The sequence below is a fragment of the Streptomyces sp. 184 genome, assembly GCF_045781775.1.
In the GTDB taxonomy this organism is placed as follows: Bacteria; Actinomycetota; Actinomycetes; order Streptomycetales; family Streptomycetaceae; genus Streptomyces.
Genome location: NZ_CP123230.1, coordinates 6,480,294 through 6,499,486, shown reverse-complemented (window position 1 = coordinate 6,499,486; position 19,193 = coordinate 6,480,294). Strand labels below are relative to the sequence as shown.

Below are 19,193 nucleotides of genomic sequence, written 5' to 3'. Positions count from 1 at the left end.
CGGCCGCCGTCGTTCCGGTTGCGTTAAGTAGCAGGTCACCCGGCGTGCCAAGGCTCCGAGTGTACGGGTGCACCCACCCGCGTCGAAGCCTCCCGCTCGTCCCCCTCAGGAGCGCCGATGCACCGCGAAACCACGTCCACCAGGCCCCCGGGCCCCCGCCGGCGCGCCGTCCTCCTGGGCGCCGCCGGGGCCGCGGGCACGGCCGCCGGCCTCGGTCTGGCCCTCGGTCCGGGGCAGCCGCAGGCGACCGCGCGCTCCGCCGGGCCGCCCGCGCTGGCCTCGCGGGCCGGCGCACGCGGGCTCGCGCCCGGCGCGCCGCCGGCGCCCTCGTCGTCGGGCACCACGATCCGTACGACGGCGGCGGCCGTCGGCCACGGCGGCTACCGGCACCTGACCGAGGGCGCGGGCTGGCCCCGGGTCGTACGCGCCGAACTGGGCGCCGCCGGCGCGCGCCGCGAGGACACGCGCACCGCGCTCACCGCCTTCGTCCAGCTCACCGACCTGCACATCGTGGACGTGCAGACGCCGCTGCGCTCGGAGTACTTCCGCGAGCGCGTGGGCGACGGCTGGCGCCCGCAGGAGGCGCTGAGCGTGCCGGGCGCGGTCGCGCTCATCGAGCGCGTCAACTCGCTGTCCGCCGGGCCCGCCACCGGGCTCGCCCTCGGCTGCGCCGTCACCACCGGCGACAACACCGACAACAACAACGCGCTGGAACTGGAGTGGTACCTCACCGCGATGAGCGGCGGGCGGATCGTGCCCAACAGCGGCGACCCCGTGTCGTACGAGGGCGTCCAGAACAGCGGCGTCGACCGCTACTGGCACCCGGAGGACCCGCTGCGCGACGCCGACAAGGCGCTGGGCTTCCCGCGCGTCGACGGCTTCCTCCAGGCGGCGACCCGCGAGGTGACGAGCCCGGGGCTGCACCTGCCGTGGTACTCCACGGTCGGCAACCACGACCTGCTGCCCGGCGGCTGCTACGCCGCCCGGCAGCCGTACTTCGCGGAGTACGCCGCCGGTGACCGCAAGCTGATGACGCTGCCGGAGTCCGTCGCCGGGCCGCTGTTCGACTCCCTGCGCGCGGGCACCGATCCGCGGGGCGAGGCGTTCGCCGAGATGCTGCGCACGCAGCGGCACCTGATGCGCACGGTCACGCCGGACGCCCGGCGTGTGCCGTTCACGTCGCAGGAGTACGTGGCCGCACACCTGGAGCAGCGCTTCGCCGGGGCGGGCCCGGTGGGCCACGGCTACACCGAGGCCAACCGCGCCTCCGGCGAGCTGTACTACGACTTCGCGCTCGGCGAGACGGGCCCCGGCGTCGTCGGCATCAGCCTGGACACCACAGACGAGGGCGGCGACTACCGCGGCTCGCTGGGCACGGCGCAGTTGCGCTGGCTGGAGCGGAAGCTCGCCGAGCACCGGGACGCGTACGTCGTCGTCTTCAGCCACCACACCAGCAAGTCGATGAACAACACGACGCCGGACCCCTCCCGCCCGGACGACAAGCGGCACACGGGGGCGGAGCTGCTGGAACTGCTGCTGGCCCACCGCAACGTGGTCGCGTGGGTGAACGGGCACAGCCACCGCAACGAGATCACCCCGCACGGCGACGCCGCCGGCGGGCTGTGGGAGATCACCACCGCCTCGCACGTGGACTTCCCGCAACTGGCCCGGGTGGTGGAGCTGGCGGACAACGGCGACGGGACGCTGTCGCTGTTCACGACGCTGATCGAGTCGGCGGCCCCGTACCGCGTGGACGGCGGCGACCTCGGCCAGGCCGGACTCGCGTCCCTCTACCGCGAACTCGCGCTCAACGCCCCCCACTCGCCGCGCCGCCGCGCCCTGGCGGGTCTGGAGACCGACCGCAACACCGAGCTGCTGCGCACCCGTTGACCCCCGCCGGCCGGGGGCCGGCGGGAGGGTGTCACCGCCGCGCGCCCGGCCGGAGTGCGCAGGACCGGGCGGGGCGGCCGGCCCGGGGCCGGCCCGTCACCTCGGCAGGACCACCACGTGCGTGGTCTGCTCCCGTTCCGCCGAGGCCAGCATCGCGGCGCGTACCACCTCCGCCTGCTGTTCCGGTGACTCGCGCAGCTTGCGCGGGGTGACGTGGACGACGGTGATGCCCAGCCGCTCCAGGGTCTCCCGCTTCTTCGCGTACCGGGACCACAGGGCCTCCTCGTCGTAGGAGCCATGGCGGGGGGCGCGGGCGTCGATCTCCAGGGCGACCGCGTGGTCCGGCCAGTAGGCGTCGACGCCGCCGAGGTGTGGACCGCCGGGGAGGCGGAGGTCGACGTTCCACAGCGGGTCGGGCAGGGCGTGGGTGTCGACCATGGCGTAGAGGCGGCCCTCGGCCATCGCGCGGCCCTCGGCGATCAGGATGTCGACCGCGTCGCTCACGTGCGGGCGGCCCAGCAGCCGGGCCCGGCTCAGCTCCCGCACCACCGCCGCCGCCTCGCAGTGGCCGCCGCGGACCGCCTCCGTCAGCAGCCGGTGCACGTCGGCGGCGTCGGTGAGGACCCCGACCGTGTCGGCCAGGGCGCGGGGGACCGGGGCCACGGGCAGGCCCGTGACGCGGTCGGGGCGCGGGAGGGTGTGGGTGCGGACCAGGCGGGCGAGGCCGGTGGAGCGCAGCCGGCGGGTGCGGGGGAGCAGGACGTCGATTCGGTCGAGCGCGAGCAGCGGCGGGGCCGCCGCGAAGCCGTGCAGCGCGAGCGCCGCGAGACCGGTGATCATCGCGTCGCCGTACGGGGCCGGGTCGGCGTCCTGCGCCGGGGCGGAGGCGGACGTGCCGCGGGTCTGGCCGGGGACGGTGGCGCGGCCGGGCGCGCGGCCGGGCGCCTGCCCGGCGTACAGCAGGGCCGCGTGCAGGCGCTCCTCCGGCGTCGGTGGCCCGGCGTGCAGGAGGTAGACGCCGGGCAGGAGCTGCTGCCACTGGCCGCCGGGGCGGCAGCGCTGCGCGGCGTCGGCGGCGGCGACGCCGTGCTCGCGCAGTTGTCCGGTGGTCATCACCCGGCGGCGGGCGCAGGTGGCGTGGCTGAGCGGGCGCGGGCTGAGCGGCGCGGGGAAGGGCGAGTTCGCGTTCATGGCCGCTGGATTCCCGGCCGCCCGCCCTCCCCTAACCGCTGTTACAGGGCCGTCGAAGAATACGGACAAGTCAGGGCTAAAGTGCACACGTTCGACTGCCGATCAGGGAAGCCATTACTCCGTACGGGGCACGCCCCGCGCGGGTCAGCCCTGTCCGTCGCGCGCCTGCGCGCGCAGCGCACGCGCCAGGTCGTCGCGCGCCTCCCACACCAGCCGCCGCAGCGCCGGCGGCGCCGTGCCGTCGGTGTCGCGCAGCCAGGCGTCCGTCGCGTCCAGCGTCCCCCGGTGCGCCTGGAGCGCCGGGAAGAGGCCCCGTACGACCGCCATGGCGCTCTCGATCGTGCGCTCCCGCCAGATCCGCTCGATGGCCTCGAAGTACCGCGGCGCGTACGGCGCGAGCAGCTCGCGCTGTCCCGGCCGGGTGAAGCCGGAGATCGTCGCCTCGACGATCGCGTTGGACAGCTCGTCGGAGTCGACGACCGCCCTCCACGCCCGCTCCTTGACGTGCGCGTCCGGCCGGGCGGCCAGGCAGCGGACCTGGTGGCGCTTGCCGGACGCGGTGTCGTCGCGGGCCAGTTCGGCGTCGATGGCGGCCTCGTCGGCGACGCCGTGGGCGGCGAGCGGGAGCAGCACGTCCCAGCGCAGCTCCTGGTCGACGTCCAGCCCGTCGATCTTCGCCTGCCCGTCGAGGAGGCCGCGCAGCAGTTGCAGGTCCTGTTCCGTACCGGCGACGGAGGCGAAGAAGCGGGCCCACGCCAACTGGTGGTCGCTGCCGGGCGGCGCGAGCCGCAGCTCGCGCAGCGCGCCCTCGGCGAGGAGCCGTTCGGCGTCGTCGCGGTGGCCGGGGGCGGTGTAGTGGTCGACGGTGTAGTGCGCCTGCTGGTGGAGCCCCTGGAGCACGCCGATGTCGGTCTCGCGGCCGGCGAAGCGCTGCACGAGCCCGAGGTAGTCGCGGGCGGGCATCAGGCCGTCGCGGGTGAGGTCCCAGGCGGCGGCCCAGGCGATGGCGCGGGCGAGGGGGTCGGTGAGGTCGCCGAGGCGGTCGCGGACGGTGCCGAGGGAGCGCTCGTCGAAGCGGGCCTTGCAGAACGTCAGGTCCTCGTCGTTGACGAGGATCAGCTCCGGGCGCGGCTGCCCGGCCAGCTCGGCGACGACGGCGTGCCCGTCGGTGACGTCGGCCTCGGCGCGCGCGTAGCGCACCAGTTCGCCGGAGGCGCCCTCCTGCGCGTACAGCCCGACGGCCACCCGGTGCGGCCGCGGCGGCGCCCCGGCCGCGGCGCCCGGACCGCTCCCGGGGCCCTCGCGCAGGATCGCCAGCTCGGTGATCCGGTCGTTCGCGTCGTACGTCGCCTGCGGCGTGAGGGTGTCGACGCCGGCGGTCTGGAGCCACGACCGGGACCACGCCGACATGTCCCGCCCCGACGTCTCCTCCAGCGCCGCCAGCAGGTCGGCGAGCCGGGTGTTGCGGAAGGCGTGCCGCTTGAAGTAGCGGCGGGCGCCCTCCATGAAGGCGTCCCGGCCGACGTACGCCACGAGCTGCTTGAGCACCGCCGCGCCCTTGGCGTACGTGATGCCGTCGAAGTTGAGCTTGGCGGCCTCCAGGTCCTGGATGTCGGCCGTGATCGGGTGCGTCGTGGGCAGTTGGTCGGCCCGGTACGCCCACGCCTTGCGGCGGTTGGCGAAGGTGATCCAGCTCCCCGTGAACCGGGTGGCCTCCGCGAGCGCCAGCGCGCCCATGTAGTCGGCGAACGACTCCTTGAGCCACAGGTCGTCCCACCACTCCATGGTCACCAGGTCGCCGAACCACATGTGCGCCATCTCGTGCAGCACGACGTTCGCCCGGCGCTCGTACGCCGCGTCGGTGACCTTGCCGCGGAAGACGAACTCCTCGCGGAACGTGACGAGCCCCGGGTTCTCCATCGCGCCGATGTTGTACTCCGGCACGAACGCCTGGTCGTACTTGCCCCAGGGGTACGGATAGTCGAAGTGGTCGTGGAAGAAGTCCAGGCCCTGCTTGGTGACGGTGAAGATGTCGTCCGCGTCGAAGTGCCGGGCGAGCGACCTGCGGCACAGCGCGCCGAGCGGCACCACCAGCTCCCGGCCGTCCTCGAACGTGCGCGTGTAGCGGTCCTCGACCCGGGTGTACGGGCCGGCGACGACGGCCGTGATGTACGTGGAGATCGGCTTCGTCGGCTCGAACCGCCAGGTGGCGGAGCCGTCCTGGTGCCGCTCCGGCCGGCCGGCCAGGGCGGCGCCGGAGAGCACGGTCCAGGACTCGGGCGCCGTGACGGTGAAGGTGAACGGGGCCTTGAGGTCCGGCTGTTCGAACGTGGCGAAGACGCGGCGGGCGTCGGCCGGCTCGTACTGCGTGTAGAGGTAGACCTCGCCGTCCTCCGGGTCGACGAAGCGGTGCATGCCCTCGCCGGTGCGGCTGAACGCGCACCATGCGTCGACCACGACCTCGTTCTCCGCCGCCAGGTCCGCAAGCTCGATCCGGGAGCCGTCGAAGACCGACCCGGGGTCGAGGTCCCGGCCGTTGAGGGTCACCGCGGTGACGTCCGGCGCGATGAGGTCGAGGAAGGTCGCCGCGCCCGGCTGGGCGCAGCGGAACCGCACGGTGGTCACCGACCGGAAGGGCTCCGGCGCCGGGGCCGGCGCGCTGCGCAGGTCCAGCTCGACCTCGTACGCCTCGACCTCCAGCAGCCGCGCGCGCTCCCGGGCCTCCTCGCGGGTCAGGTTCTCACCGGGCACGGGGGACTCCTTCGTCTCGCAGGTCGACAGGCGAAATCATGTCATGGGGGTAGCCCGGTGGCGGTGCTGACGTACCAGGCCCACGAGGGACAGCGCCACCGCCAGAGCGGCCGTGGTCAGCAACTGCGTACGCGAGTCAGGCTCGCGCAGCATCAGCACCAGGATCCCGCCCATGCCGGCCAGCGCCGCCCAGGTCAGATACGGGTACGCCCACATCCGTACCGTCAGCAGCTCCGGCGACTCGCGCTCCAGCCGCCGGCGGGTGCGCAACTGGGCGACGGCGGTGAACCCCCAGACCACGAGGATCGCGGCGCCGACCATGTTCAGCAGCCACTGGAAGAGGGTGTCGGGCCAGCGGTAGCTGAGCAGCACGGCGACGAAGCCGAAGGAGCAGGTGGCGACGACCGCGCGGCGCGGCACCCGGTGCGTGAGCTTGCCCAGGAAGCGCGGGCCCTGGCCGCGGGCGACCAGCGAGTACGCCATGCGCGAGGCGCCGTAGATGTTGGCGTTCATCGCGGACAGCAGCGCGACCAGCACGACGACGTTCATCACCTCGCCGGCTGCCGGGATGCCGAGGTGGTCGAGCGCGGCGGCGTACGGGCCGGACTTCACCTTCGGGTCGTCCCACGGGATCAGCGTGACGACGACCAGCATGGAGCCGACGTAGAAGATCGCGATCCGGTACATCGCGGTACGCACCGCGCGCGCGACGCCGCGCCGCGGGTCCGTGGACTCGGCGGCGGCGATGGTCACGTTCTCCAGCCCGCCGTACGCGAAGACCGAGGCGAGCAGGCCGACGAGCAGCCCCTCCGAGCCGTTCGGCAGGAAGCCGTCGCCGGCCCCGGTGAGGTTCCCGGTGCCGGGCGAGTCGGTGCCCGGCAGCAGGCCGAGCACGGCGAGCAGGCCGAGGGCGAGGAAGGCGGCGATCGCCACGACCTTCAGACCGGCGAACCAGAACTCGGCCTCGCCGAAGTTGCCGACCGCCGCCAGGTTCGTGACGCAGAAGACGGCCATGAAGAGCAGGACCCACATCCAGGACTCGGTGCCCGGCAGCCAGCCCGTCACGATCTGCGAGGCGCCGATGGCCTCGACGGCGATGGCGACGCCCAGCAGCGTCCAGAACATCCAGCCGGAGGTGAGCCCCGCCCACGGGCCGAGGGCGCGCTCGGCGTGGACGGAGAAGGAGCCGGAGGCGGGGTTGGCGGCGGACATCTCGCCGAGCATCCGCATCACGAGCATCACGAGCAGCCCGGAGACGGCGTAGGCGAGGACGATGCCGGGGCCCGCGGCGGCGATGCCGGCGCCGGAGCCGACGAAGAGCCCGGCGCCGATCACGCCGCCGAGGGCGATCATCGTCAGGTGGCGCTGCTTGAGGCCGGTGCCGAGGGCGGACGGTACGGGGACGGGGTGCGCCGCGGCGGCGCCGGTGGCGCCGGCAGTGCCGGGCGGGCCGGGGGTGCTGTCGGCATGGGGGGTTGCGCTCATGGTGTGTCCTGTGGGGGGTAGTGCGTGGCAACGATTCAGTGTGCGGCATCGCGCCGGACGCGGTTCGCCGGTGCGAGGCGGCGTTGGAGGGGTTCTACAGCGGGACTCGGGCCCGCGGCCGGGAGTTCGGGCCGGGGCGAAACCTCAACCCGGTGTGGTCAATCTCACGTGACCTGCCCGGATGCGGACTCCCCTGCCTCCGGGCCGGTAGCCGCGGGGATCCGGGGGAGTGACAGCTTTGTGCGGAACGGGTTGGCACCTTTCCACGGTGATCGGCCTCCGGCGGTCGGCTAGCGTACGCAGCGTCCTCGTACCCCGCGACGGACCCGCGAACCGAGACCGGAGAACCCGATGAGCACTGCCGCCGTCTCCTCCCCGCGCCCGGCCCGCCCCGGCGCCGTACTCGCCGACGTGCTGCCCGCGTCCACCGCGGCCCGCGCCCGGCTGCGCGACATCGCCCTCGTGGCCGGCGGCGCGGCCCTCACCGGCGCCGCCGCGCAGCTCTCCGTGCCCGTGCCGGGCTCGCCGGTGCCGGTCACCGGGCAGACGTTCGCCGCGCTGCTCGTCGGCGCCTCGCTGGGCACCGGGCGGGCGTTCCTCTCGCTCGCGCTGTACGCGGTCGCGGGCGTCGCCGGGATGCCGTGGTTCGCGGAGGGCTCCTCGGGGTGGGGGATGCCGTCCTTCGGCTACGTCCTCGGGATGCTGCTGGCCGCCGTGGCCGTCGGCGCGCTGGCCCGCCGCGGCGGTGACCGCGACGTGTGGCGCACGGCGGGCACGATGGTCGTCGGCAGCGTCGTCATCTACGGCGTGGGCGTGCCGTACCTGGCCCTCTCGCTGAACGTCTCCCTCACCGAGGCGGTCTCCCTCGGCCTCACCCCGTACCTCCTCGGCGACGCCCTGAAGGCCGCCCTGGCGATGGGCGCCCTACCGGCCGCCTGGCACCTCGCCGGCCGCGCCCACCGGGGCTGACCCCCACCCCCCGCCCCCCGGCGGCTTCGCGGCCGGGGGGGCAGCTCCAGCGCCGGGGCGGACGAGGTCACCGGGTCGTCCGCTTCTCCGTAGCCGGTAGGCCGATCTCGTCCTGTGCCACCCGGCAGCGGCCGAGTTCGACGAGGAGCCGGGACGCGAGGAACCAGGGGGCGGCCGGATGACCGTAGGGGAGGCAATCGTCGGTCGGGCACTGAACGAGCGTGCCATCGGCGGCCGTGGTGATCAGGCCACGGAACCCCCCGGACGCGGGGCCTGACCGTCCCGGCCGGGAGCGTTACGGCGTCACCGTCGAACCGGACCGCCAGTGCGTATGGCTCGACTCCCCGGAGGGCGAGTGCTGGACCCTTCCGGTGGACGGGGAGCCAGGCTCGCGTACGCGGGCCTGGCGGGGCCCGTAGAATCCGGGCCATGCGCGTGTATCTCGGCAGCGACCATGCCGGCTACGAACTCAAGAACCACCTCGTCGACTGGCTGACGCAGCACGGGCACGAGCCCGTCGACTGCGGTCCGCTGATCTACGACGCCGCCGACGACTACCCGCCGTTCTGCCTGCGCGCCGCCGAGCGCACCGTCGCCGACCCCGGCAGCCTCGGCGTCGTCATCGGCGGTTCCGGCAACGGCGAGCAGATCGCCGCCAACAAGGTGGCCGGCGTGCGCTCCGCGCTGGCGTGGAGCGAGGAGACGGCGCGGCTGGCGCGCGAGCACAACGACGCCAACGTCGTCTCCGTGGGCGCGCGGATGCACACGCGCGACGAGGCCACCAGCTTCGTCGAGGTGTTCCTCGCCACCCCCTACGCCGGGGAGGAGCGCCACCAGCGGCGCATCGACATGCTCGGCGCGTACGAGCAGAGCGGCAAGCTCCCCGACGTGCCGGCGCACCATCCGCAGCCGTAGCGGCAGTACGACGGGCACGACGGGCACGGCGGACGGCACGGGACGCACGGGAGCGAGAGAGGGCGTATGCCTGAGGGCCACACGATCCACCGCCTGTCCGTCGAGTACGGCGTCCGCTTCGGCGGCCGGGCGGTCCGCGCGGCGAGCCCGCAGGGCAAGTTCGCCGACGGGGCCGCCCTCGTCGACGGCTGCCGGCTGACCGGCACCGACGCCCACGGCAAGCACCTCTTCCTCGGCTTCGGCCCGGTCGGCCACCTCCACGTCCACCTCGGCATCTACGGCAAGGTCGCCTTCGGCGACGGCCCGGCGCCCGCGCCCGTGGGCGCCGTCCGGCTGCGGCTGGCCACCGGCGCCGGCTACGCCGACCTGCGCGGACCCTCGGCGTGCGAGCTGATCACCGAGGAGGAGAAGGACGCCGTGCACGCCCGGCTCGGCGACGACCCGCTGCGCGCCGGCGACGACGGCGAGGCGTCCTGGGCGCGGATCTCAAACAGCCGCGCGCCCGTCGCCACGCTGCTCATGGACCAGCGGGTGATCTCCGGCGTCGGCAACATCTACCGCACCGAGGTCCTCTTCCGGCACGGCATCGACCCGTACCGCCCGGGCCGGGACCTCGACCGCGCCACCTGGGAGGCGGTCTGGGCGGACCTCGCGGTGCTGATGCGCGAGGGTGTACGCACCGGGCGCATCGACACCGTACGGCCCGAGCACATGCCCGAGGCGATGGGCCGCCCGCCGCGCGTCGACAGGCACGGCAGCGAGGTCTACATCTACCGCCGAGCCGGGCAGCTCTGCCACCTCTGCGGCACCGAGGTACGCACCGCCACGCTCGCCGCCCGCAACCTTTTCTGGTGCCCCACATGCCAGCCCACGTGACCCTCGTCCCAACTGCGTCTGCGCAGGCCCACCTTCGTTCCAAACGCCGTGAATTCGCATACGATTCCGGCAGTGCCGCGCGAAGAGGGCGGGCGGCACGCCGTGAATCGACGCCCGGCGCGGCGGGTGGATAGGGTCCCGGGGCATGGCCGGAGGTGCGGGTTCCACCTCGCAAGCGGCCCGGTGGCACAAGACGCTGCACCGGGCCCGGGTCGGCGTGCGCAGGGCCGGTGTCGACTACTTCCGCGGTGAGGGCTCCGACTGGATCGCCCTCGTCGTCCTCCTGCTGACCATCCCGGCGCTCGCCGCCGGCACCGTCGTCTCGCCCGCCTGGGTCTCGCCGGCCGCGCTGGTGCTGCCGATCTTCATCGGCGGCCTGGTGCTGCGGCCCGCCAGCCTCCTCGCGCTGTACGCCGCCTCCGCCACCGCGCTCATCGTCGAGGCGATGCTCCTCGGCCCGTACGCCGAGGGCCCGGCCCGGGTGACGCCGGGCACCGTGCTGGTGATCGCCTCGGTGGGCCTGACGGGGCTGACCGTCGCGCAGTTCCGCAGCCGCGTGGGCGTGCCCTGGCGGCGCGGCGGCACGATGCTCTTCGACCTGCGCGAGCGGATCCGGGTGCAGAGCAAGCTGCCGCGGCTGCCGCGCGGCTGGCACGCCGAGATGTCGCTGCGCCCGGCCGGCGGCCAGTCCTTCTCCGGCGACTTCGTCGTCGCCTCCCGTACCCACGGCGGCCACATCCTGGAGGCCGTGCTCACCGACGTCTCCGGCAAGGGCATGGCGGCCGGGTCGCGGGCGCTGCTGCTCTCCGGCGCCTTCGGCGGGCTGCTCGGCTCGCTGCCGCCGCACGACTTCCTGCCCGCCGCCAACGGCTACCTGCTGCGCCAGGAGTGGCAGGAGGGCTTCGCCACGTCCGTGCACCTGGTGCTGGACCTGGAGTCCGGGGACTACGAGCTGTTCTCGGCGGGGCACGTGCCCGGCGTGCAGCTCAGCGCCGGCTCGGGGCGCTGGGAGGAGAAGGGCGCGGACGGGCCGCTGCTCGGCGTGGTGGAGGAGGCGCAGTTCGACCCGCTGAAGGGCACGCTGCGCCGCGGGGACGTGCTGATGCTCTTCACGGACGGGCTGGTCGAGGCGCCGGACCGGGATCTGACCGAGGGCATGGACCGGCTGATAGGCGAGGCGGACCACTACGCGTCGAGTACGTTCCGGGGCGCGGCCTGGCATCTGATCGAGAAGGTGGCCAAGGACGTCAAGGACGACCGGGCGCTGCTGCTGATCTGCCGCGAGTGAGGGCGTACGGGGCCGGGTGAGGGCCCCGGGAGCCGGGGACGGGATGCGGGGGTACGGGGGATCCGGGGGGCCGGGGGTTCCGGGGGCGCCTTCCACGGACGATCCGGGGGGTTCCGCGGGCGCGCACGGACATCCGCGCGCAGCGGCAGCGGGCATGCGTGGACCGGGGCGCTCGCGCGTCGCCGTCGCGCGCGTACGCCCCGGTCCCCGCGGTCAGCTGGCCGCGGCCGTCTCCGGCGCCGGTTCCAGCGGAGTGCCGCCCTTGGGCGGTTTGCCCCCGGGCAGGAAGCGGGCCATCCAGTGCGACCGGCCGGCCGCCAGCGGCCCGAGCACGGCGAGCAGCAGCACGTACCCGGCGATGAAGGGCGACAGCCGCCGGTCGAGACCGGCCGTGGCCGCCATCGTGGCCAGGATCAGCGCGAACTCGCCGCGGGCCAGCAGCGTCAGCGCGATGTTCGACGCGGGCAGCGCCCCGAACCCGTACAGCTTCGCGGCGGCGAGGCCGGCGGTCACGTTCATCACGATCGTCAGCAGCACCGCGAGGGCCACAGGGGCCGCGACCGAGGGCAGGTCGCCCGGGTCGATCGAGAGCCCGAAGCCGAAGAAGAAGATGGCGCCGAAGGCGTCCCGCAGCGGGTGCACGAGCGTACGGATCCGGTCCGCGGACGTCGTACTGCCGAGCATCAGGCCGACCATGAACGCGCCGATGGCGTCCGCCACCCCGAACCACTCCGAGATCCCCGCGACCAGCACCGCGGCGCCGAGGAAGGAGATGACGAGCAGTTCGTTGTCGCGGGTGTCGAAGAGCCGGCTGATGACCTTGGTGCCGAAGCGCGCGAGGGTCGCCAGGACCAGCAGGAACGCCATCGCCTTGCCGGCCTGGAGCGCGGCCTCGCCGGGGCCTTCGGCACCGGAGAGCACGGGCTGGAGCACGGCCAGGTAGATGGCGAGGAAGATGTCCTCGACCACGATGATGCCGAGGATGGGTTTGGTCTCGCCGTTCCCGATGCGGCCGAGGTCGACGAGGATCTTGGTGACGATCGCGGACGACGAGATGCCGAGCACACCGGCGAGCACCAGCGCCTCGGAGGTGCCCCAGCCGAGCGCGAAGCCGAAGCCGAGTCCGGCGCCCACGTTGAGCAGCAGATAGATGCCGCCCGCCAGGGCCATGCGGCGACCGCCCGACTTCAGGTCGTCCATGTGGAATTCGAGACCGAGGTAGAACAGCAGCAGGACGAGGCCCAGAGCGGTGAGCATCTCCAGGTCGTGCGGGTCCTTGACCAGCACGATGCCGGGGGTGTTCGGGCCGAGCAGGATGCCGGCCAGGATGAAGAGCGGGATGGTGGGCAGCCCGATGCGACTTCCGATACGGGCCAGAATGGCGGCTGCCATGAAGGCGCCGCCCATGGCAATCAGGGTGTCTGCGTGTCCGATGGGTTCCTCCCGGGGTCGTGGGGACGGCCGTTCCGGGACCTGAGCCCTTTACTTACTTTACCTCATTGTTGCCCTGGCAATTAATCGATCGGACGCTCTTTCGCAGGTCTTCGGCCGTCCGCCCCCTGCCCGTCCGCGGCCCGCCACCCGCCGCCACCTGGGGTTAACCCCACCCCGCGTCCGCCGGTAGCCGCCATGGCCCGGGCCCGGCCCGGCTCCGTAGCGTCGAGAGCACGACGACCACGACCACGTGCACAGACGAAGGGGCGGACGACATGCGGCTGCGGAGCAGGGGAGACCGGCAGGACGAAGGGGCGCCCGCCGCCCCCGGCCACGCCGTCGAACTACGCGGCGTACAGCGGCGCTACGGCCGCGGCGCCGGCGCCGTCCACGCGCTGCGCGGCATCGACCTCGCCCTCCCCCGGGGCACCTACACCGCCGTCATGGGCCCCTCCGGCTCCGGCAAGTCCACGCTCCTCCAGTGCGCCGCGGGACTCGACCGGCCCACCGCGGGCTCGGTGCTCCTCGGCGGTACGGAGCTGACCGGGCTCGGCGAGAACAAGCTCACCGAACTGCGCCGCAGCCGCCTCGGGTTCGTCTTCCAGGCGTTCAACCTGCTGCCGTCGCTGACCGTCGAGCAGAACGTACTGCTGCCGATGCGCCTCGCCGGGCTGCGCGCCGACCACCGCCGGGCGGCGGAGGTGCTGACGCAGGTCGGGCTCACCGCGCACGGCAGGCGGCGGCCCGCGGAGCTGTCCGGCGGCCAGCAGCAGCGCGTGGCGATCGCGCGGGCGCTGGTCACCAGGCCGGACGTGATCTTCGCGGACGAGCCGACGGGGGCGCTGGACACGCGCACGGCGGCGGAGATCCTGTCGCTGCTGCGGCACGCGGTCGACGTCCTCGGCGCGACGGTGGTCATGGTCACCCACGACCCGGTCGCCGCGTCGTACGCGGACGTGGCGCTGTTCCTCGCGGACGGCGCCCTCGCGGGCAGCCTCCAGCGGCCGACGGCGGAGCAGGTCGCGGCCCGGATGGCGACGCTCGACCCGCGCGGCGGGCGGCGTCCGGCGGAGACGGCGGCGTGAGCGGCGGGGTGCCGCGGGCGGGGATGCGGGCGCGTACGAACGGGCTGGCCCGGGCCGCGATCCGGTTTAGGCCGTCCGGCTTCGCCGGGACGTTCGTGGCGCTGATGATGGCGGCGCTGATCGTGTCGGCCTGCGGGATCCTGCTGGAGACGGGCGTACGGGCCACGGTGCCGCCCGAGCGGTACGCGGGCGCGCCGGTGGTGGTCGCCGCGGACCAGCGGGCGCATCTGACGGTGGGCAGCGGCGACGGCGAGTACGACGCCTCGGAGCAGGTGCCGGACCGGGAGTGGGTGAAGAAGGGGCTGGTGGAGCGCGTCGCGGCGGCACGGGGCGTCGCGTCGGCGGTCCCGGACGTCACCTTCCCGACCCGGCTGGCGCCCGCGGGCGACGGGGCCGACGGGGCCGACGGGGCCGCGCTCACCGCGCAGGGCTGGGGCTCCCACGCCTTCACCGGCACCGCGCTCACCGCCGGGTCGGCGCCGGGGGCGGGTGAGGTGGTCCTCGACCGCGCGACGGCCCGTGCCGCGGGCGCCGACGTGGGCGACCGGGTCGCGCTCGTACTCCCCGCCGGACAGCAGGAGTACCGCGTCGCCGGCCTCGCGGCACCGCCGCCGAAGTCCCCGGCGCCGAAGTCCCCGGAAGGCGCCGGGGGCGCGGCCTACCTCGCCGACGACGCCGCCGCCCGCGCCGCCGGGCACGCGGGCCGGTTCGACGCGGTCGCCGTGCTGCCCGCCGAGGGCGTCGGCACCGGGCAGCTCGCCGACGCCGTGCGCGGCGCCGTGGGGGAGCGGGCCGAGGTGCACACCGGGGACGGGCGCGGCGGCGCGGAGGGCGCCGGAGTCGCGGAGGCCGAGGAGTTGCTGACCGGGCTCGGCGGTTCGTTCGGCGGCATCGCCGCCACCGTCGCCGTGTTCACCGCGGCGGGTACCGTCGCCCTCTCCGTCGCGCAGCGCAAACGCGAGTTCGCGCTGCTGCGGGCGGTCGGCGCGACCCCGCGGCAGATCCGCCGCACGGTGGCGGCCGAGGCGCTGCTCGTCGCGCCGGCCGCCGGGCTCGCCGGCCTGCTGCCCGGCATCGGGCTGGCCTCCTGGTGGTTCGGCCAGCTCAAGGACCGCGACGCGGTACCCGCCGCCGTCGACCTGCACATCTCCTTCATCCCGCTCGCGGTCGCCGTGGGCGCGGCGCTGCTCAGCGCGCTGGTCGCCGGCTGGACCGCCTCCCGCAGGCCCGCCAAGATCAAGCCGGGCCAGGCGCTCACCGAGGCGTCCGTGGAGCGGCTGCGCCCCGGGATCGTACGCACCCTCCTCGGGCTCGCCGCCGCGGGCGGCGGCATCGCGCTCAGCGGCGTCGCCGCCCGCTCCGCCGGGGACGACGCGGCGCAGGCTGCGCTCGGCGTGGTGATGCTGTTCATGCTGGCCGTCGCGCTGCTGGGGCCGCTGATCGCGCGGCTGGCCGCCGCGCTGTTCGGCCTGCCGCTGCGTGCCGGCGACGCCAGCGCGGAGCTGGCCGCCGCCAACTCCCGTACGAACGCCCGCCGGCTGGCCTCCGCGATCACGCCGATCGTGCTGGCGACCGCGTTCGCCTCGGTGCTGGTCTTCATGCACACCAGCGAGGACCACGCCACCGCCACCCAGCAGCGCGACGGCGTCACCGCCGACCACGTCGTCACCCACCCCGGCGGGCTGCCCGCCGACGCCGCCGGGCGCGCGGCGCGGCAGCCCGGGGTGGACGCGGCGGTGGGGGTGCTGCGCTCGGAGGTGCTGGTGCCGCTCGGCGGCGGGGGCGACCGGTGGCTCCAGGACGCGACGGCGCAGGGCGTCTCCGGCGACGGGCTCGCCCGCGTCCAGGACCTCGACGTCCGCGACGGCGCCCTCGACCGGCTGCACGACACCGGCACGGTGGCGCTCGACGAGATCCTGGCCCGCTCCGCGGGCGTCGGCGTCGGCGAGCGCGTCGAGCTGCGGCTGCCGGACGGCACCCTCCAGAAGGCCGAGGTGGTGGCCACGTACGGGCGCGGCCTCGGGCTCGCCCAGGTGACGCTGGACCGCGCGGCGCTGGCGGGGCACGTCACCGCCGCGTACGACACGGACCTGCTGGTCAGCGGCGGGCGCGCCGCCGACCTCGGCGCCCTCGGCGGCGCCGGCACCGCCGTGGCCGACGCCGCCGGCTACGCGCGGCAGCAGGACGTGGACCGCAGCCTCAACCGGTGGGCGAACTTCACCATGGCCGGCGTGCTCGGCGGCTTCGCCGCGATCGCGGCGCTCAACACGTTGGTGATGACGGTGCTGGACCGCCGCCGCGAGCTGGGGATGCTGCGGCTGATCGGCTCCACCCGGCGCCAGGTGCTCGGCATGATCCGCTGGGAGGGGCTGCTCGTCGGGGTCGCGGGCCTGGTGCTGGGCGCGGCGATCGCGGCGGCGACCCTGGTGCCCATGGTCCGCGGGATCACCGGCGGGGAGCCGTACCTGCCGCCGCTGACGGTCGCGGCGTTCACGGCGGGGGCGGTGGGGCTGGCGCTGCTGGGCACCGTGCTGCCGGCCCGCGCCGCGCTGCGGCGGGCGGAGCCGGCGGGCTGACGGCGCGGGACCCGCAGCAGGGCGCGGGTCGTACGGGAACGCGAGCGGCCCGGGCCGCCCCCTCCACGAGGAACACGGGGAAGGGACAACCCGGGCCGTATGCGGTGCTGCGGTGCTGCGGTGCTGCGAGCGTTCAGCGGCCGGCGGTCGCGTGCTCCCGCTCGGGGGCGGGCTCCTCTGCCGCCGGCCGGGACCGGGGCGAGCCGGCGCGGCCGTCGCCGGTGTCCGACCTGAACAGCCAGTCCATCTTCGGCTCCATGGCCCACCGGAACATCCGCCGCACCGGCGGGGTGCAGAGCACCGTGATGATGGCGACCGCGATCGCCGTCACCGCGACGGCGCCCAGCGGGGTGTGCGCGAAGTCGTTGTCGTACCAGCCCCAGAAGCGCGAGCCCTTCGCGAGGAACCCGTGCAGCAGGTAGCCGTACAGCGTGCCGGCGCCCAGCACCGTGAACCACATGGTGCGCCGCGGCACCCAGGCCAGGAAGCACGCCGTGAGCACCAGCGCGCAGCCGAACATCGCGAACGTCATCGCCGGCCCGGCCCAGATGGGCGCACCCAACTCCTGAGCGGAGTCGCGGTGGTAGAACCAGCCGGCGTTCATCCGCGGCACGGCCCAGTACGCGACGACCGCGGCCGTCAGCGCCACGGGCACGGACAGCAGCCGCACCTCGCGCCGGCGCACCAGTTGGAAGTGCTCCGGTCTGAGCGTCAGGCCGAGCACGAAGAACGGCATGAACTGGAGCACGCGCTGGAGGTCGAGGTCGTTGCCGACGGTGTCGCTCATGGACGCGGCGGTGGCGATGACCAGCGCCAGCGGCACCGGCCAGCGCACCGCCCGCCACAGCGGCGTCGTCATCCGCCAGACGAACAGCGCGATGAGGAACCACGTCAGGTACCACGGGTCGAGGATGCTGATGCGGTAGTCGGGATCCTCGCCCGCCCAGCGCTTGAAGAACGTGTACGCGGTCTCGAAGATCACGTACGGCACGAGCACGCCGGTGACGAGCCGCTGCACGCGCCCGGGCCGGCCGAGGTCGAACGAGCGTGACATGAAGCCGGAGATGAGGATGAACGCCGGCATGTGGAACGAGTAGACGAGCAGATAGAGCGCGGACGCGGCGCGGCTGTCGTCGCGCAGCGGCTCCCAGGCGTGGCCGAGCGCGACCAGCACGATGGCCAGGTATTTCGTGTTGTCGAAGAAGGGGTCGCGGGTCTTCGGCTTGCCGGAGTCGCCGGCCGGGCGAGCCGCGGTCTGCGGCAGGTGGGTCACGAAGCCTCCAGGTACGAGTCCGGCGGCGGAACCCGGAACCGCACCGGCGGGTTGGGATCGAGGGGGGATCGGAACATCGTCGGCACCATAGCGTCCGAGTGTCGGGCCCGTAAATTCGAAGTCGGTGTCGGTAATTTCCTCACCAGCGGCGAGGCCCGCGAGGTCAGGGGGCATCACTGTATGCCAGGTTTGTCCTGAATGAACCGGACATAGACGTACGAAACCCCGGCGTGTCTGCGGACCCTCTTTCGGCCAGTTTCCGCATGCATGGACACGGTGGGAATGGGGAATTACCGCGCCTCGGGAACACCGGTCCGGGTGCCGCGCATTGCGTATATCCGTGCTACCGGATCACGGAATTCGGAATCACCGGCGGTTTCCCCCGGCCCGCCGCCGGGGATGGACCGCATGGGGCGCACCACCGGCGCGGGGGCCGTGCGGCGTCCCGCGTACGGCGCACCGCGTGCGCCGTGGGCGCAGATCGGTGTAAGGGGCGCGAGATATCAGCCAGTTGGGCATCCCACGCACCCCCGTGCACCTCTTGGTGGCACGATGGATCCACCGGGGTGTGCGGGCGGCGGGTGCCCTGGGTGGGTGAACGAGAACCTAGGGGTGATCAGGGCGTGGCTATCTCACTGTCATTGGTGCTGCTGATGGGGATCATCCTGGTCGTGCTGATCCGCGGCGGCTCGATCAAGGTGGGCCCGGCGGTCGTCGCGGTGCTCTTCGGCTTCTTTCTGGCGTCCACCAGCGCCGCACCGGACATTCAGGATGCTCTCGACGAAATCAGTCAGAGCATCAGCGACATCGGCACCTGACCGCCCCCGGGGGCGACCCGGCCGCCGCGCACACATCAACGGCCGGGATCCCGGCCTGCGCGCGTCCCGCCGGGACGCGGCGCGGCCCGTACCCCGGCCGTCTCCTTGAGCGGGTGACGGGAATCGAACCCGCGTAGCCAGCTTGGAAGGCTGGAGCTCTACCATTGAGCTACACCCGCAGGCGCCACCCGGACCGGGTGACACGCCCTGCATCGTAGCCGCTGCGCCCCTCGTCCCGCACGCCGCTTGCCTTCGGTTGCCTCCGGGCGCCCGGTCACGCGTCCTTGCGCGCGCGGCGCCACGCGTCGCGTGCGGGCCCCGACCCCGGCCGCGTACGGCGTCACCAGGGCCGTAATCGGCGGCGGCACGGCTTCGCGGGCATGTACCCTACTGCTCGCACATGCGGGGTGTGGCGCAGCTTGGTAGCGCGTCCGCTTTGGGAGCGGAAGGTCGTCGGTTCGAATCCGGCCACCCCGACCGCGGCGGGGACCTTCGGCACGAAGGTCCCTTATGGGGAGCGGACCCGGCACCGGTACTATGCAAGCTGCGTTCCTGCGTGCCTGGACCGGGCCGCTCCACGCTTCAGCCGGAAGCCGGACGCAGCCACAAGAAGTCCAGAAGAAGTACAGCACTTCCCAGACG

13 protein-coding genes and 2 tRNA genes are annotated in these 19,193 nt (G+C 74.1%); 9 read left to right on the top strand and 6 right to left on the bottom strand.

Annotated features, from left to right (window positions below; all coding sequences use genetic code 11):
• Positions 1-117 precede the first annotated feature (117 nt).
• The gene (locus tag QBL21_RS27640) at positions 118-1,890 is read left to right on the top strand and encodes a TIGR03767 family metallophosphoesterase (RefSeq protein WP_407564944.1); all 1,773 of its coding nucleotides are present in this window, start codon (positions 118-120) and stop codon (positions 1,888-1,890) included.
• Between the two features lie 96 nt (positions 1,891-1,986).
• Here the strand turns inward: QBL21_RS27640 and QBL21_RS27635 are convergent, their stop codons facing one another.
• From QBL21_RS27635 to QBL21_RS27625, 3 genes are all read right to left on the bottom strand, one after another.
• Positions 1,987-3,081, bottom strand: coding sequence for a hypothetical protein (locus QBL21_RS27635; RefSeq protein WP_407564943.1), 1,095 nt, complete (start codon positions 3,079-3,081; stop codon positions 1,987-1,989).
• Between the two features lie 144 nt (positions 3,082-3,225).
• Positions 3,226-5,832: an aminopeptidase N gene (gene pepN / locus QBL21_RS27630; RefSeq protein WP_407564942.1), complete on the bottom strand. Its 2,607-nt coding sequence runs from the start codon at positions 5,830-5,832 to the stop codon at positions 3,226-3,228.
• A gap of 36 nt (positions 5,833-5,868) precedes the next feature.
• Positions 5,869-7,317: an amino acid permease gene (locus QBL21_RS27625; protein ID WP_407564941.1), complete on the bottom strand. Its 1,449-nt coding sequence runs from the start codon at positions 7,315-7,317 to the stop codon at positions 5,869-5,871.
• 351 nt (positions 7,318-7,668) lie between these two features.
• Between QBL21_RS27625 and QBL21_RS27620 the strand changes: the two genes are divergently transcribed.
• From QBL21_RS27620 to QBL21_RS27605, 4 genes are all read left to right on the top strand, one after another.
• On the top strand, positions 7,669-8,286 hold the full coding sequence (locus QBL21_RS27620; protein WP_407564940.1) for a biotin transporter BioY: 618 nt from the start codon (positions 7,669-7,671) through the stop codon (positions 8,284-8,286).
• 429 nt (positions 8,287-8,715) lie between these two features.
• Positions 8,716-9,201, top strand: a complete 486-nt coding sequence (locus QBL21_RS27615; RefSeq protein WP_407564939.1) for a ribose-5-phosphate isomerase — start codon at positions 8,716-8,718, stop codon at positions 9,199-9,201.
• A 66-nt stretch (positions 9,202-9,267) separates the two neighbouring features.
• Complete coding sequence (locus QBL21_RS27610; protein ID WP_407564938.1) at positions 9,268-10,077, top strand: Fpg/Nei family DNA glycosylase; 810 nt, start codon at positions 9,268-9,270, stop codon at positions 10,075-10,077.
• A gap of 145 nt (positions 10,078-10,222) precedes the next feature.
• Positions 10,223-11,365, top strand: a complete 1,143-nt coding sequence (locus QBL21_RS27605; RefSeq protein WP_407564937.1) for a PP2C family protein-serine/threonine phosphatase — start codon at positions 10,223-10,225, stop codon at positions 11,363-11,365.
• 213 nt (positions 11,366-11,578) lie between these two features.
• Here QBL21_RS27605 and QBL21_RS27600 read toward each other — a convergent pair whose 3' ends face one another.
• On the bottom strand, positions 11,579-12,772 hold the full coding sequence (locus QBL21_RS27600) for a cation:proton antiporter (protein WP_407564936.1): 1,194 nt from the start codon (positions 12,770-12,772) through the stop codon (positions 11,579-11,581).
• Positions 12,773-13,074: 302 nt separating this feature from the next.
• Between QBL21_RS27600 and QBL21_RS27595 the strand changes: the two genes are divergently transcribed.
• Positions 13,075-13,884, top strand: coding sequence for an ABC transporter ATP-binding protein (locus tag QBL21_RS27595; RefSeq protein ID WP_407564935.1), 810 nt, complete (start codon positions 13,075-13,077; stop codon positions 13,882-13,884).
• Between the two features lie 23 nt (positions 13,885-13,907).
• The gene (locus QBL21_RS27590; protein WP_407566582.1) at positions 13,908-16,460 is read left to right on the top strand and encodes an FtsX-like permease family protein; all 2,553 of its coding nucleotides are present in this window, start codon (positions 13,908-13,910) and stop codon (positions 16,458-16,460) included.
• Between the two features lie 133 nt (positions 16,461-16,593).
• On the opposite strand, the gene QBL21_RS27585 is transcribed toward QBL21_RS27590, so the two are convergent.
• Positions 16,594-17,733 (bottom strand): acyltransferase family protein, encoded by a 1,140-nt coding sequence (locus tag QBL21_RS27585; protein ID WP_407564934.1) that lies wholly within the window; start codon positions 17,731-17,733, stop codon positions 16,594-16,596.
• Between the two features lie 623 nt (positions 17,734-18,356).
• Between QBL21_RS27585 and QBL21_RS27580 the strand changes: the two genes are divergently transcribed.
• A complete protein-coding gene (locus tag QBL21_RS27580) occupies positions 18,357-18,551 on the top strand; it encodes a hypothetical protein (RefSeq protein ID WP_407564933.1) in 195 nt (64 codons plus the stop codon).
• A gap of 108 nt (positions 18,552-18,659) precedes the next feature.
• On the opposite strand, the gene QBL21_RS27575 is transcribed toward QBL21_RS27580, so the two are convergent.
• Positions 18,660-18,730: transfer RNA gene (locus QBL21_RS27575), tRNA-Gly, on the bottom strand.
• 224 nt (positions 18,731-18,954) lie between these two features.
• On the opposite strand from QBL21_RS27575, the gene QBL21_RS27570 reads away from it, so the two are divergent.
• Positions 18,955-19,028 (top strand) — tRNA-Pro (locus tag QBL21_RS27570).
• Positions 19,029-19,193 lie beyond the last annotated feature (165 nt).